The organism is Flavobacterium yafengii, from assembly GCF_030010375.1.
GTDB lineage: Bacteria > Bacteroidota > Bacteroidia > Flavobacteriales > Flavobacteriaceae > Flavobacterium > Flavobacterium yafengii.
Genome location: NZ_JASCRY010000005.1, coordinates 20,136 through 34,771 on the forward strand (window position 1 = coordinate 20,136; position 14,636 = coordinate 34,771).

Below are 14,636 nucleotides of genomic sequence, written 5' to 3' on the forward strand. Positions count from 1 at the left end.
TTCCAAATTCTAAAACCTGATTTTCAGTGTTTAGAATTTGGAATTTTTATTTGCAAAAACGAGTTTTAAAGGTATCATTTATTGTATTTATAATTTTATCTTCGCAGTTGCGTTTTACCTTACATAAGTTGCAATTTAAAGCATGTTAAAAAAACTTTTATTATACTCCCTATTTTTCATTTGTTCTGTGTCTTACAGTCAAATAGGAGGTAAGTATACCTATCAGTTTTTGAATTTGGTCACTTCGCCAAGACAAGCCGCGTTAGGCGGAAAAGTAATCACGATTTATGATGATGATGTCAATCAAGCCCATTTTAATCCAGCAACTATTAATGCAGAAATGGATAACCATTTGGCTTTGAATTATGGGAGTTATTTCAAGGAAGTAACATATGGAACGGCTTCTTATGCGTACACATACGATCGACATTTGCAAACTTTTCAGGCTGGAGTAAATTATGTGAACTATGGCAATTTTGAAGGCTATGACGAAAATGGTCAGCCAACTTCAGAATTTACCGGAAGCGAAATTGCCCTTTCTTTTGGGTATGCCTATAACATTCCCAATACTACGATTCATTTAGGCGCCAGTGCCAAATTGATATCTTCTACCTTAGAAAGTTATAATTCTTTTGGTGGTGCAATTGATATTGGAGCACTTTTTATAGATGAAAAAAATGATGTGAATTGGGGTTTGGCAATTCGGAATATTGGAACTCAATTTTCTACGTATAATGGAACTAATGAAAAGTTGCCACTCGAAATCATTGCAGGTGTTTCACAAGAATTAGAAAATGTGCCTATTCGTTGGCATCTTACTTTGGAAAATTTACAACAATGGAATATTGCTTTTTCGAATCCGGTCAGAGCAGAATCATCATTTGACGGCACGGAAACCCAAGAAAAAGTTTCATTTGTAAATAATGCGTTGCGACATGTAATAGTAGGAGTAGAGCTTTTTCCAAAAAAAGCATTTAATTTGCGTGTGGGATATAATTTTAGAAGAGCTGAGGAATTACGCCTTCAGGAACAACGTAATTTTTCGGGAGTTTCATTAGGTTTCGGACTTAAATTGAATAAGTTGAAATTTAATTATTCGTATTCCAGATACACATTGGCAGGAAATACAAGCCTTTTTGGGTTAACCATTAATTTCCAAGAATGATTTCTCCTTCGAAATTAATAGCAGAGAACAATTTGATTAATTATTAAAATACTATATTTTGAAAAAAATTACCATAGCAATTGACGGATTTTCATCTACAGGAAAAAGTACATTGGCCAAGCAACTTGCGAATCATTTAGGATATATTTACGTTGATACCGGAGCAATGTACCGTGCCGTAGCTTTATTTGCTATGCAAAACGGTTACATAAATGCGGATTTTTTTGATAAACAAACATTAATTAACAATCTTCCAAATATAAAATTGCAATTCAAATTCAATGCTGATTTGGGTTTTGCTGAAATGTACTTGAATGAAGTAAACGTTGAAACAGAAATCAGAACGATTGAAGTTTCCAGTTTTGTGAGTAAAGTAGCTGAAGTTTCTGAGGTTCGTGCCAAATTAGTCGAACAGCAAAAAGAAATGGGAAAAGACAAAGCAATAGTAATGGACGGAAGAGATATTGGTACCGTAGTTTTTCCGGATGCCGAACTTAAAATTTTCATGACTGCAAGCGCAACTACAAGAGCACAAAGACGTTACGATGAGTTGATTAAAAAAGGCGATACCGTGACATTTGATGAAGTTTTGGCAAATGTAGAAGAGCGCGATTACATTGATACGCACCGTAAGGATTCCCCTTTGGTCATGGCTGAAGATGCTATAGAAATAGATAATTCGCATTTGAATCGTGAGGAACAATTCGAGCTTGTATTGGAATTAGTAAATGAAATTACTAAAAAGGTATAATTATTTGCAGATCTCATTTTTAATAGTAGATTTACGCCCTGTTAATTTTTAAAAAATAAAAAAAACAATTCATCTCATGGGAATTAAAAATAGATTAGTAATAATGAGCTTTCTTCAGTTTTTTGTTTGGGGAGCTTGGCTGATTACCATTGCAAATTACTGGTTTGGCACAAAAAACTGGGAAGGAACTCAATTTGGGTTAGTTTTCGGAACTATGGGAATTGCTTCTTTATTTATGCCAACACTAACGGGGATTATCGCTGACAGATGGATAAATGCTGAAAAATTATATGGAACGCTACATATTTTGTATGCTGCGGTTTTATTCTATATTCCTCAAGTCACCACTCCCAATTCCTTTATCTATATTATGCTTTTGGCGATGTGTTTTTACATGCCAACGATTGCTTTGAGTAACTCTATATCGTATAATGCACTTAAATTAAACAATAAAGATGTTATTAAAAATTTCCCGCCTATTCGGGTTTGGGGAACAATAGGTTTTATTGTTGCGATGTGGATTACTAATTTAACAGGAAACAAATCGACGGAATATCAGTTTTATATTGCAGGTTTAGCGGCAGTATTTCTAGGGATTTATTCCTTCACTTTACCAAAGTGTAAGCCGCAACGTTTGTCTAAAGAGAATGCTTCCATTATGGAAACATTAGGGTTAGAGTCGTTTAAATTATTTGCAGATTATAAAATGGCTTTGTTTTTTGTTTTCTCTATGTTTTTAGGAGGCGCTTTACAATTGACAAATGCTTATGGAGATGTATTCTTGGATGAATTCAAACATTTTCCAAAATATGCGGATTCTTTCGTTGTGGAATATTCAACTATTATAATGTCAATTTCTCAAATTTCGGAAACCTTATTTATTCTTGCGATTCCTTTTTTTTTAAGACGTTTTGGTATCAAACAAGTGATGTTAATTAGTATGTTGGCTTGGGTATTGCGTTTTGGATTATTTGCTTACGGAAATCCAACAAGTGGTTTATGGATGATTATTATGTCTTGCGTGGTTTACGGGATGGCATTTGATTTCTTTAATATCTCAGGATCATTGTTTGTTGAAACGAATACAGACCCTAAAAATCGTTCGTCCGCACAAGGTTTGTTCATGATGATGACCAATGGTTTTGGAGCGGTTTTGGGAAGTTTTACTTCCGGATGGGCTATTGATAAATATTTTACAAAATCATTTAGTAACACTACAGATTTGGCTGGTTTTCTGGAAACAGAAACGACGAATTCAAAAATGTTGGAATTTGTTACTGATCAAGGGAATTCAATAACAGCCGATGGATTGTTTAGTAAAGCCATTTTCATGAAAGACTGGCATACGATTTGGCTGGCTTTTGCTATTTACGCGTTGATAATTGCAGTAGCATTTGCTATTTTATTCAAACACAAACACAATCCTATGGATGTTGAAAATGTAAGTCATTAAAACAGGATTTAAATAAATACAGCCCGATAACTTTTATGAGATATCGGGTTTTTTTATGCTGAAAAATAACGATTTAAGCTAATTAGCCCCGATGGAGCTGATATCCTCGCATCTCGTCTTTTGGGACGAGAGGAGAGATAAAGGCGAGAGCGGGAACTCTGTCAGCAAAAAAGCCAATTAATTCGCTCCTGATTATCAATTGATTATCTTATCTGTAAAATTTTGCAGTTTAAGATAAATGTGTTACTTTTGCAGTCCTTTTGGTGAATAAGAGTTTCCTTTAGGGTTCAACTAATTATACAAACAACTTCTGTTGTTTTCTAGCACATTAAGAAACTCGAGAAAATACAGAATACAAATTTTTAATCAGCATGTCTGAACAAGTAAAATCACAAGAAGAGTTTTTAGCAAATTTTAACTGGCACAATTTCGAAGAAGGTATTGATGCTGTTGATGAGAAAAACTTATTAGAATTCGAAGAACTAGTTTCAAAAACATTTATCGCTACGGATCAAGAAGAAGTGGTTGATGGTACAGTTGTTAGAATTACAGATAGAGACGTTATCGTTGATATCAACGCAAAATCGGAAGGTGTTATTTCATTGAACGAATTCCGTTACAACCCAGCATTAAAAGTAGGTGATACTGTTGAAGTATTAATTGACATCCGTGAGGACAAAACTGGTCAATTAGTGTTATCTCACAGAAAAGCACGTACTATCAAATCATGGGATAGAGTTATTTCGGCTAACGAAACAGGAGAAATCGTTAATGGTTTTGTAAAATGCAGAACTAAAGGTGGTATGATCGTTGACGTTTTCGGAATTGAAGCTTTCTTACCAGGATCTCAAATTGATGTTAAACCAATTAGAGACTACGATGTATATGTAAACAAAATGATGGAATTCAAAGTGGTAAAAATCAACCACGAATTCAAAAATGTTGTTGTTTCTCATAAAGCGCTTATTGAAGCGGATATCGAAATCCAGAAAAAAGAAATCATCGGTCAATTACAAAAAGGACAAGTATTAGAAGGTGTTGTTAAAAACATTACTTCTTATGGTGTCTTTATTGACTTAGGTGGAGTTGATGGATTAATTCACATTACTGACCTTTCTTGGAGTAGAATCAACCACCCAAGTGAAGTTCTTGAATTGGATCAAAAATTAAATGTTGTAATCCTTGATTTCGATGACGAAAAAACAAGAATACAATTAGGATTGAAACAATTAAACGCTCACCCTTGGGATGCTCTAGATGCTAAATTAGCAATTGGAGATAAAGTAAAAGGTAAAGTAGTTGTAATCGCTGATTACGGTGCTTTCATCGAAGTTGCTGAAGGTGTTGAAGGTTTAATCCACGTTTCTGAAATGTCTTGGTCTACTCATTTACGTTCTGCTCAAGATTTCGTAAAAGTAGGTGATGTTGTTGAAGCTGTTATCTTAACTTTAGATAGAGATGACCGTAAAATGTCATTAGGTATCAAACAATTGTCTCAAGATCCTTGGACTGATATCACTGCTAAATACCCAGTAGGTTCTAAACATACAGGTATCGTTAGAAACTTTACAAACTTTGGAATTTTCGTAGAATTAGAAGAAGGAATTGATGGATTAATTTACATCTCTGACTTATCTTGGACTAAGAAAATCAAACACCCATCTGAATTTGTAAACGTTGGTGAAAAACTTGACGTAGTAGTATTAGAATTAGATGTTGAAGGACGTAAATTATCTTTAGGTCACAAACAAACTACTGCTAATCCTTGGGATCAGTATGAAGATTCTTTCGCAGTTGGAACTATCCACACAGGTGAAATTTCTGAAATCGTTGACAAAGGAGCTACTGTAGAATTCGGAGATGATATCGTTGCTTTCATTCCTACTCGTCACCTTGAAAAAGAAGACGGAAAGAAATTGAAAAAAGGTGATTCAGCTGATTTCAAAGTAATCGAATTCAACAAAGAATTCAAAAGAGTAGTTGCATCTCACACTGCTATCTTCCGTGAAGAAGAAGAGAAAAATGTGAAATCAGTTTCTGAAAACACTTCATCTAATTCATCTACAAATGCACCAGCTGCAACTTTAGGTGATAATAATGATATGTTAGCTGCATTGAAAGCTAAAATGGAAAAATCAGAGAAAAAATAATTTCTTGAAATTTTTTGAATATAGAAAGCCCCGCAATTTGCGGGGCTTTTTTTTGTGCTTTAATTTTTAGGAGCAGAACATTTTAATTTACTATCCGCAATCCTCCCGCTGTATGCAGTATCTTTTTATTGTGCAGAAAACGTATTTTTAAAATCAACTTTTGTATAACACAATAAAAAGGATACTTGCTACCATCGGGGCTAATTAGAACTAATATGTATATCATCTCATTCAAAAAAAATAAATTTTAAAAATAATTTCATTTTTTAAAACCAAACGTAATTAAACACCGTAAATGAAATTATATAACTTAAAAAATAGATTTTATGAAAACTAGAAAATTTTTATCCATTGCATTATTTACAGTAGTATTAGGAGCAACTTCTTTCGCTCAAAAAACAGTTATGGTTGGTGGAGCAGCAATGTATCCATCTAAAAATATTGTTGAGAATGCTGTAAACTCAAAAGATCACACAACTTTAGTAGCAGCAGTAACAGCAGCCGGTTTAGTTGAAACATTACAAAGTAAAGGACCATTCACCGTTTTTGCCCCAACAAATGCCGCGTTTGACAAATTGCCAGCAGGAACTGTTACCACATTATTAAAACCAGAAAACTTAAAAACATTACAAACAATCCTTACGTATCATGTTGTTGCAGGGAAAATGAACGCTTCGGATATAGCAAAAGCTATTAAAAAGGGGAATGGAAAAGCTACAATGAAAACGGTTAGTGGTGGAACTTTGACAGCTTGGATGCAAGGAAAAGATTTATATATTACAGATGAGAACATGAATAAAGCTAAAGTAACAATTGCAGATGTTAATCAATCAAATGGTGTGATTCACGTGATTGATGCTGTTGTATTGCCTAAACAATAATTTTAGATTAGAGGTTGATATTTTGTTAGTCTTAAGAGCCCTGCAACTTGCAGGGCTTTTTTGTATAAAAAAGTCCCAATTCTAAACTTAGAATTGGGACTTTATATTATGTAAAAAGAGCTATTATCGTAAGCTGGCTCCAAGTTCAGTTTCAAAATTATTTTGCAGTTTGCTCATAATTTTATCAATTTGCGTATCAGTCAGTGTTTTAGAACTGTCTTGAATTGTAAAACTTAATGCGTATGATTTTTTACCTTCTGGAAGATTTTGTCCTTCATATACATCAAATAAATTAATGTCTTTTAAAAGCGCTTTCTCTGTTTGACGTGCAATATTGTAAATGCTGTCATAGGTTACGTTTTGATCAATTAGCAACGCTAAATCTCTACGAACTTCTGGGTATTTAGGAATCTCAGTATATTTTATCTTGGTTGAAATCAATTTCAAAATCAAAGCCCAGTTAAAATCAGCGAAAAATACTTCTTGTTTGATTCCAAAATGTTTTAATATTGATTTTTTAACTACTCCTAATTCTACCAGTATTTCGGTTCCAGCGCTAATAGCGATCCCTTCAGAAAATACATCCGTGGTTACTGGTACGTTTTGTGTTTTTTGAATCCCTAATCTGGAAAGAATTCCATTTACATATCCTTTGAATAAAAAGAAATCAGATGGTTTTTGAGCGCTAGTCCAGTTTTCTTGATTTCTATTTCCGGAAAGGAATAAAGTCAAATGCTTTTTTTCCTCGTAACCGGCAAGATAGTTATGGTACGTTTTTCCAAATTCAAATAATTTCAAATCGGAATTTTTACGATTGATATTATAAGAGATTGCTTCCAGTCCGGAAAACAGTAAAGATTGACGCATTGTAGCTAAATCAGCGCTTAACGGATTTAACATTGTTACATTGTTTGCTGGATTCAATACTTCTGAAAGTTCAACATAAGACGCAGTTGTCAATGAATTTGCCATCATTTCATTAAATCCTTGAGAATTTAATTGTGTGGCAATCACATTTTGTATTTTGTAATCTTCATTTCTTGGAGAATTAGAAACCGTGGCATTTAGTTTTTTAGAAAAATCAATGTTGTTGTATCCGTATACTCTCAATATTTCTTCAATAACATCTATTTCCCTTTGCACGTCAACGCGGTAAGAAGGAATAGTTAATCCTAATCCTGCATCTGAAACGCTGTTTACTTTAATGTCTAATGAAACTAATATTTTCTTAATAGTGTCTTTCGGTAATTCCTGTCCAATAATTTTAGCCACTTTGCTGAAGTTTAAAAACACAGAGAAGTCTTCAATTTTCTTTGGATACACATTAACAACATCAGATGTTATTTCTCCACCAGCTACTTCTTGAATCAATAAAGCCGCACGTTTCAATGCGTATTCTGTAATAGTTGGGTCAATTCCTCTTTCAAAACGGAAAGAAGCATCAGTGTTTAATTGATGTCTTTTGGCTGTTTTACGAATGCTCACCGGATTAAAATAAGCACTTTCTAAAAATATAGAATTAGTATTTTCAGAAACTCCTGATTTTTTTCCGCCAAAAACCCCTGCAATACATAAAGGTCCTTTTTCGTCACAAATCATTAAATCTTCTTCGTGTAAAGTTCTTTCTATATCGTCAAGTGTAGTAAATTTTGTTCCCGCAGGAAGTGTTTGAACTACTATTTTACCGTTAATCTTTGAAGCATCAAAGGCGTGAAGCGGCTGGCCTAATTCGTGTAAAACATAATTAGTGACATCTACAATATTGTTTTTTGGATTTAATCCAATGGCTTTCAATCTATTTTGTAACCAAGCTGGAGATGGTTTTACTTCAATACCAGAAATAGTTACGCCACAATATCTAGGAGCAAGTTTAGGTTCTTTTACATCAATATCAATTTTCAAAGTTCTTTTATCTACTCTGAAATTACTCACTGAAGGTGTAATCAATTCTACGTTTACACCACTTTGTAACATTCCGGCTCTTAAATCACGTGCTGTTCCTAAATGGCTCATCGCATCGGCACGATTTGGTGTTAATCCAATTTCAAAAACCTCGTCATTTTCAATTTTGAAAACCGTCGCTGCAGGAGTTCCTGTTGCTAATGCATCGTCCAATATCATAATTCCGTCATGGCTTTCACCAAGACCTAATTCATCTTCGGCACAAATCATTCCGTGACTTTCCTGTCCGCGTATTTTTCCTTTTTTGATTGAAAAAGCAACCCCTTCCTTGTCGTATAATGTAGTTCCAATTGTAGCAACCGGTACTTTTTGTCCTGCAGCGACATTATTGGCACCGCAAACAATCTGCACAGGAACACCATTTCCTAAATCTACGGTAGTTATTTTTAATCTGTCGGCATCCGGATGTTGGATACAAGTAAGAACATGTCCTACCACAATGCCTTCTAATCCGCCTTTTACCGATTGATATTTGTCAACAATTTCTACTTCCAAACCTAAATCGGTTAGTAGTGCTGCTGTTTCTTCAGATTTCCAGTCTATTTTAATGAATTGTTTTAACCAGTTGTAAGATATTTTCATCTGTCAATTTTAATGAGATTACTTCGTCAGTTCGACCTTCGGTCTCGGGTGCAAATATAAGGATTGCAGTTTGGAGAAAGAAACAATTTTTTTGGTTTTTTATAACTGATTTAGTGTATTAAGTAAGTATTTAAAATAAGAATTCAATATTATTAGTTGTAAATAAATATGAATTAAATAATAAATTTAGGTTAAAAAAGAAGATATGAAAATTTAATGCTATTAGTTGAATGAATTGTGCTATTCTAACGATATAGATGAAGGTATATTTGGTAAAACATAAATAGATAACGACATGGATAACGTGGTAAAAAGACCTGATTTTAAGGCAACATATGATAATTATATAGGAGGCAAATTTGTAGCGCCAATAGGTGGGCAGTATTTTGATGTAGTTTCTCCGGTAGACGGAAAAGTATTTACAAGAGCCGCACATTCCACTAAAGTAGATTTAGATTTGGCTGTTGATACAGCGTATGAAGCTTTCCAGACATGGGGAAAAACATCCGTAACAGAACGCAGTAATTTATTGAATAAAATTGCTCAGGTTATGGAAGATAACCTTGAATATCTTGCTACTGTTGAGACAATTGATAATGGAAAAGCCATTCGTGAAACATTGGCAGCCGATATGCCATTGGCAATTGATCACTTCAGATATTTCGCAGGTGTAATTCGTGCTGAGGAAAGTTCAATCGCCGAATTAGATTCGCAAACGGTTTCTATCGCTTTGAGCGAACCTTTGGGTGTAATTGCTCAAATTATCCCTTGGAATTTCCCAATTTTAATGGCTGTTTGGAAATTAGCTCCAGCATTAGCTGCAGGAAATACCGTGGTTTTAAAACCAGCAGAAAGTACACCAATTTCAATTATGGTTTTGATGGAATTGATTGGTGATATTTTGCCTCCAGGAGTTATAAATATTGTTAATGGTTTTGGTGCTGAACTTGGAAGAGCTTTGGTAACCAATAAAAAAGTGTCAAAAGCTGCTTTTACAGGTTCTACAACTACAGGTCGTTTAGTGATGCAATATGCTACCGAAAATATTATTCCGGTTACTTTAGAACTTGGAGGAAAATCTCCAAATATTTTCATGAAATCCGTTGGTGATGCTGATGATGATTTCTTTGATAAAGCTATCGAAGGAGCGGTAATGTTTGCTTTAAATCAAGGTGAAATTTGTACCTGTCCATCAAGATTATTGGTTCACGAAGATATTTATGAAAAATTCATTGCAAGAGTAATCGAAAGAACAGCTGCAATCAAATTGGGAAATCCTTTAGACAGAACTACCATGATGGGAGCACAGGCATCTTTGGTTCAAAAAGAAAAAATCCTGACTTACATAAAATTAGGAAAAGAAGAAGGTGCCGAAGTTTTAATTGGAGGTGAAGAAAATCATTTGGAAGGGAATTTAGCAGGAGGTTATTATATCAAACCAACGCTTTTCAAAGGACACAATAAAATGCGCATTTTTCAAGAAGAAATCTTTGGACCGGTTTTAGCCGTTACTACTTTCAAAACTACCGAAGAAGCTATTGCTATAGCAAATGATACGATGTATGGTTTGGGAGCCGGACTTTGGACACGTGATGCACACGAAATTTATCAAGTTCCAAGAGCGATTCAAGCGGGTCGTGTTTGGATTAATCAATACCATTCTTATCCTGCAGGAGCTCCTTTTGGTGGATACAAACAGTCTGGAATTGGTCGTGAAAATCATAAAATGATGCTTGGACACTATCGTCAGACAAAAAATATGCTGATTTCTTACGATAAAAAGAAATTAGGTTTCTTTTAGTTAATTACTGATTATTGGTTGATCTTGAACCTGACAGATTGTATAATTTGTCAGGTTTTATTTTAAAGGAAATAGTTGAATGTAATCAATTAAAAGGGTACACGGATTATAAGTTTTGTACTAAATTTAGATTGTTGATTAGTCTTGAATTGGCTAATTAATGGTGATTTTATAGACTCAAAACAAACACATTTTGAAATATTTTGCAAAAAATAAAATTAAGAAAGATGATAAAAAGAATTGATGCCACAGAAAAAGCAATAGAATTAATTAAGGTTCTAAAAGAAAAACACGGTGATTTGATGTTTTATCAAGCAGGAGGATGTTGCGAGGGAACGCAGCCACAATGTTTTGAAAAAGGCGGATTTTACCAGCGAATGGGTGATGTATGCATTGGCACAATTCAAGATACTGAATTTTGGGTAGACAAGGATTTATTCGAATATTGGAAACATGCTCATTTTACTTTGGATGTAATTGATGCTTTTGGAGTGGGAGGATTTTCATTAGAAACACCATTGAAAAAAACATTCCGAATTGAATATAGAATCTTTACTCCGGAAGAAGAATTATCGCTAGAACCGGTAACATTTATTGAATAAGCTAGTTTACGTACAATAATTGATATTGTTTTGGAGTAATTCCTTCGTGTTTTTTAAACAAACGAATAAAGTAATTACAATCTTCAAATCCTGATAAATAACAAACTTCATTGATTTGTATCGATGGATTTTTTAGTAATTGTTTGGCACATCTCATTTTCTCGCTAATCACAAATTCTATTGGGCTCATACCTAATTCTCTTTTGAAAAAACGATAGAAAGATGTCGTACTCATGCATGCTTTTTCACTCAAGTGTTTCATGCTGATGTTTTCTTTCAAGTTCAATCGGATGAATTCTACGACTTGTGTAATGGGATTTTTTGGGTCGGCAAATAAACCGTCATCTATTGCTTTTGCGGTTTGTGTCTGAATAATTCGAATTAATAATTCCTGCAAAGTCAAATCTGCCAAAGCATCTTTAGTAATTGAAGTGCTCATGCATTCTTTGATCAATTTATTAATAGTCGTTGCCAGTTCCACATTATTGTAAAAAAAATAATTTTGGTAATTCAATTGCCAGAATTGGTCTTTTCCTTCTTTTGGGTAGCGTTCGTTTAAAAATTGCAAAGTATCGGTAATTTTAGTTTGGTCTATCGCCAAAGCCAAACACTGCGTCGGATTGTTTTTTGAGGCCTCCGGAAAATCGATTTTCATTTCCACATTAGAAGGAATCACAACGGTTTCACCGGGTAAATAGACAAAACTGGGGTCGTCAAAAAGATGCATTATTTTTTTGCCTCGCAACATGCTGGTCACCACAAAATCATTAAATTTCAAAGGAACTAATGCCGAAGATTCATACGTTTCAAAAAGATTCAGTTCACAGTGATTTAAAGAGTAAACGGTTCTATTTTCTACTAATGTTTTTAAAGATTTCTCGTTTGATAAATGAGGTGGATTTATAAAAGCGCGGGTACTATTCATAGTTTTAAACTTTAAAAAAGGCAAAGTTTAAATTTAATGAAAATAATTAGAACCAGAACACTGTTTAACAAAATTTAAATTAATTCTTCCACATGTTTTTTGATGTTCTCAGCAATTTTATGAGTTGGTAAATCATTTTCATCGCTTCCAAAAGGATCTTCAATTTCCTCAGCAATTAATTCTAAACTCGCCAAAACATAAAAAATAAATACCACAACCGGAACTACATAATAACCCAAACTAAAAGAATATCCAAAAGGCAGTGTCATCACATAAAAGAAGATGAATTTTTTAAGGAAAGCACTGTAAGAGTAGGGAATAGGCGTGTTTTTGATTCGTTCGCAAGCACCGCAAATATCAGTAAATGATTTTACTTCTTCGTTTAAAATAATCAGTTGATCACCAGTTATTTTTTTGGAATCATACAAATCATTAATTTTTTGAAACAACATTTTAGCGACTTGATTGGGCTTGTGTTTGTGATGATCAATTTCTAAATCCACATCTTCAAACAATTGTTTGCTGGTATCATCATCATTCAAATGTTTATGCAAAATAGAAGCATAGCCGGGAATCATTTTTCGAAAGTATTTACGATCTTTTTCATCATGCAAAATAGCAGATAATTTTATGGCAAAATTACGGCTGTTGTTGACTAAAGCTCCCCACATTTTGCGCCCTTCCCACCAACGGTCATAGGCAGTATTGGTTCTGAAAACTAATAATAATGAAATCACGAAACCAAGCATTCCGTGCATGATTGTAATATTCTTTACATAACTATTGTCCGCTAATTTCCAATATTCAACTTCTAAATAACCGATAATCCCAGAATAAATCCCAATAGCAAGCATTATTGGCATTAACGTTCTGAAAGTGTCCGCTTTGTGAAAACGAAAAATAAAAGTAAACCAGTCTTTTGTATTATATGAAACCATTTAAGATACTATTTTTAGCAAAAGTAAATTAAAAATTAAGATTTCCGGCCAATTCTCGGAGTGCAATTTCAGATAATTTTCCTTGGAATTGAGCATTGCTGTAACGCACTTTAGCATTAACATAATTCAATTGTGCGGTTCTGAATTCTAAAGTAGTTATAGTTCCAATTCTGAATTTGTCTAAAGTAATATTTAGATTTTGTTTGGCAATCGATTCATTTTTTTCTTCTAAAGCAATCAATTCTAAATTGGTCAAATACGTTTGATAGGAAGTTGCTAATTGTGAGTTTAAAGCTAAATTTTGCTGATCTATATTTAACTTCGAATTTTCAATTTGAATCTTGGCTATTTTCTCATTTCGGTTTTGTGAAAAACCATCGAATATATTCAAAGAAGCGCTAAAACCATAGTTCAAACCTCTGGATTGTGATTGTGTCACAAATCCAAGACTGGATTGACTTTCTGAAAAATTGTAAGCAGTATTCACTCGAACAGTTGGATAACGGGCTGCTTTAATTTGCTTTAATTCTAATTCAGCTACTCTTTTATTGATAATCTGTGCTTCTAATTGCGGATTTTGTTTCTCGGCTAAAGCTCTTAGTTCTGGAAGTAGTAATAATGCATCCACTTCAAGTTCATCAATAACTTTGAAATCAGTCGCAACATCTCTAGCCAATAGTTGATTTAATAAGATCTTACTGTTAGCGTACAATTCTTTTTGTCTTAATAACGCAACTTGATCCGTATTCAAATCTACTTGGGCATTCAAAACTTCTAATTTAGATGCTTTTCCAATGGTAAATCTGTTTTGCGCCAAAGTCAATCGCTGGTTTGAAATAACAATTGTTGTATCCAAAGCAGCTAATTGTTGTTGCAGTTGCACCAAATTGTAATATGCCGCATTCACGTCACTGATTCGTGTGATTACGGTTAATTTTAATTGCGCTTCACCCAGTTTTTGTAATTCTTTCAATTGATCCAGTCTGGCAAACATTCGCATTCCGTCAAAAACAGTCCAATCCAATCCAACGCCATACGTCAAACTATTGTTTTTGGCATTGTCTAATTCAGTTTCTGTTCCGTCCTGACGCGTTTGGGAACTGTTTTGAATACTGTTGTTATCCAAAACAGTTGCAGTAACTGTGGGTAACATTCCTGCATTTCCAATGGCAACGTTTGTTTTTTCAATGGTTAAATTATTGGTGGCAATTTTTATTTCATAATTGTTTTCCAATGCAATTTTCACTGCGCTTTCCAATGTCAAAACTTCTTGGGCATTGGTTTTTACCACACAAAATAAGAGTAGTACAAAGCTTTGAAATAGTATTTTAGTATGTGTCATAATTATTTTTTTTAGCCACGAATCAACGAATTTCAGATGAAAAATTAGGGTAAATCTATTTAATCCGTGTCATCAGCGTTCCTT

11 protein-coding genes are annotated in these 14,636 nt (G+C 33.8%); 7 read left to right on the forward strand and 4 right to left on the reverse strand.

Annotation, left to right across the window (positions count from 1 at the left end; genetic code table 11):
- Positions 1-142 precede the first annotated feature (142 nt).
- The 5 genes from porQ to QLS97_RS14740 all read left to right on the forward strand — a co-directional run bounded on the left by porQ (position 143) and on the right by QLS97_RS14740 (position 6,400).
- Positions 143-1,165, forward strand: coding sequence for a type IX secretion system protein PorQ (gene porQ / locus QLS97_RS14720; protein ID WP_282717697.1), 1,023 nt, complete (start codon positions 143-145; stop codon positions 1,163-1,165).
- Positions 1,166-1,223: 58 nt separating this feature from the next.
- A complete protein-coding gene (cmk, locus tag QLS97_RS14725; RefSeq protein ID WP_282717698.1) occupies positions 1,224-1,916 on the forward strand; it encodes a (d)CMP kinase in 693 nt (230 codons plus the stop codon).
- A gap of 76 nt (positions 1,917-1,992) precedes the next feature.
- A complete protein-coding gene (locus tag QLS97_RS14730) occupies positions 1,993-3,369 on the forward strand; it encodes a nucleoside permease (RefSeq protein WP_282717700.1) in 1,377 nt (458 codons plus the stop codon).
- Between the two features lie 371 nt (positions 3,370-3,740).
- Positions 3,741-5,519 (forward strand): 30S ribosomal protein S1, encoded by a 1,779-nt coding sequence (rpsA, locus tag QLS97_RS14735; protein ID WP_282717702.1) that lies wholly within the window; start codon positions 3,741-3,743, stop codon positions 5,517-5,519.
- Positions 5,520-5,845: 326 nt separating this feature from the next.
- Positions 5,846-6,400: a fasciclin domain-containing protein gene (locus QLS97_RS14740; protein WP_282717704.1), complete on the forward strand. Its 555-nt coding sequence runs from the start codon at positions 5,846-5,848 to the stop codon at positions 6,398-6,400.
- A 123-nt stretch (positions 6,401-6,523) separates the two neighbouring features.
- On the opposite strand, the gene pheT is transcribed toward QLS97_RS14740, so the two are convergent.
- Positions 6,524-8,944, reverse strand: a complete 2,421-nt coding sequence (gene pheT / locus QLS97_RS14745) for a phenylalanine--tRNA ligase subunit beta (RefSeq protein ID WP_282717705.1) — start codon at positions 8,942-8,944, stop codon at positions 6,524-6,526.
- 295 nt (positions 8,945-9,239) lie between these two features.
- Here pheT and QLS97_RS14750 point away from each other — a divergent pair, with 295 nt between their 5' ends.
- Together QLS97_RS14750 and QLS97_RS14755 are read left to right on the forward strand one after the other, a co-directional pair.
- Entirely contained in the window at positions 9,240-10,745 is a 1,506-nt protein-coding gene (locus QLS97_RS14750) for an aldehyde dehydrogenase family protein (RefSeq protein ID WP_282717706.1), read from the forward strand.
- Positions 10,746-10,972: 227 nt separating this feature from the next.
- Positions 10,973-11,347 carry a DUF779 domain-containing protein gene (locus tag QLS97_RS14755; RefSeq protein WP_282717707.1) on the forward strand — a complete coding sequence of 125 codons (375 nt, stop codon included), beginning with the start codon at positions 10,973-10,975 and terminating at the stop codon, positions 11,345-11,347.
- Position 11,348: 1 nt separating this feature from the next.
- Here the strand turns inward: QLS97_RS14755 and QLS97_RS14760 are convergent, their stop codons facing one another.
- From QLS97_RS14760 to QLS97_RS14770, 3 genes are all read right to left on the reverse strand, one after another.
- Complete coding sequence (locus QLS97_RS14760) at positions 11,349-12,272, reverse strand: AraC family transcriptional regulator (RefSeq protein ID WP_282717708.1); 924 nt, start codon at positions 12,270-12,272, stop codon at positions 11,349-11,351.
- Between the two features lie 74 nt (positions 12,273-12,346).
- Complete coding sequence (locus tag QLS97_RS14765) at positions 12,347-13,210, reverse strand: bestrophin family protein (protein WP_282717709.1); 864 nt, start codon at positions 13,208-13,210, stop codon at positions 12,347-12,349.
- Between the two features lie 28 nt (positions 13,211-13,238).
- The gene (locus tag QLS97_RS14770; protein ID WP_282717710.1) at positions 13,239-14,552 is read right to left on the reverse strand and encodes a TolC family protein; all 1,314 of its coding nucleotides are present in this window, start codon (positions 14,550-14,552) and stop codon (positions 13,239-13,241) included.
- Positions 14,553-14,636: the final 84 nt, after the last annotated feature.

Excerpts from the sequence above, each read along its gene's own strand:
- porQ (WP_282717697.1), top strand. The coding sequence starts at position 143 with ATGTTAAAAAAACTTTTATTATACTCCCTATTTTTCATTTGTTCTGTG.
- QLS97_RS14730 (WP_282717700.1), top strand. The coding sequence starts at position 1,993 with ATGGGAATTAAAAATAGATTAGTAATAATGAGCTTTCTTCAGTTTTTT.
- rpsA (WP_282717702.1), top strand. The coding sequence starts at position 3,741 with ATGTCTGAACAAGTAAAATCACAAGAAGAGTTTTTAGCAAATTTTAAC.
- QLS97_RS14740 (WP_282717704.1), top strand. The coding sequence starts at position 5,846 with ATGAAAACTAGAAAATTTTTATCCATTGCATTATTTACAGTAGTATTA.
- pheT (WP_282717705.1), bottom strand. The coding sequence starts at position 8,944 with ATGAAAATATCTTACAACTGGTTAAAACAATTCATTAAAATAGACTGG.
- QLS97_RS14750 (WP_282717706.1), top strand. The coding sequence starts at position 9,240 with ATGGATAACGTGGTAAAAAGACCTGATTTTAAGGCAACATATGATAAT.
- QLS97_RS14755 (WP_282717707.1), top strand. The coding sequence starts at position 10,973 with ATGATAAAAAGAATTGATGCCACAGAAAAAGCAATAGAATTAATTAAG.
- QLS97_RS14760 (WP_282717708.1), bottom strand. The coding sequence starts at position 12,272 with ATGAATAGTACCCGCGCTTTTATAAATCCACCTCATTTATCAAACGAG.
- QLS97_RS14765 (WP_282717709.1), bottom strand. The coding sequence starts at position 13,210 with ATGGTTTCATATAATACAAAAGACTGGTTTACTTTTATTTTTCGTTTT.
- QLS97_RS14770 (WP_282717710.1), bottom strand. The coding sequence starts at position 14,552 with ATGACACATACTAAAATACTATTTCAAAGCTTTGTACTACTCTTATTT.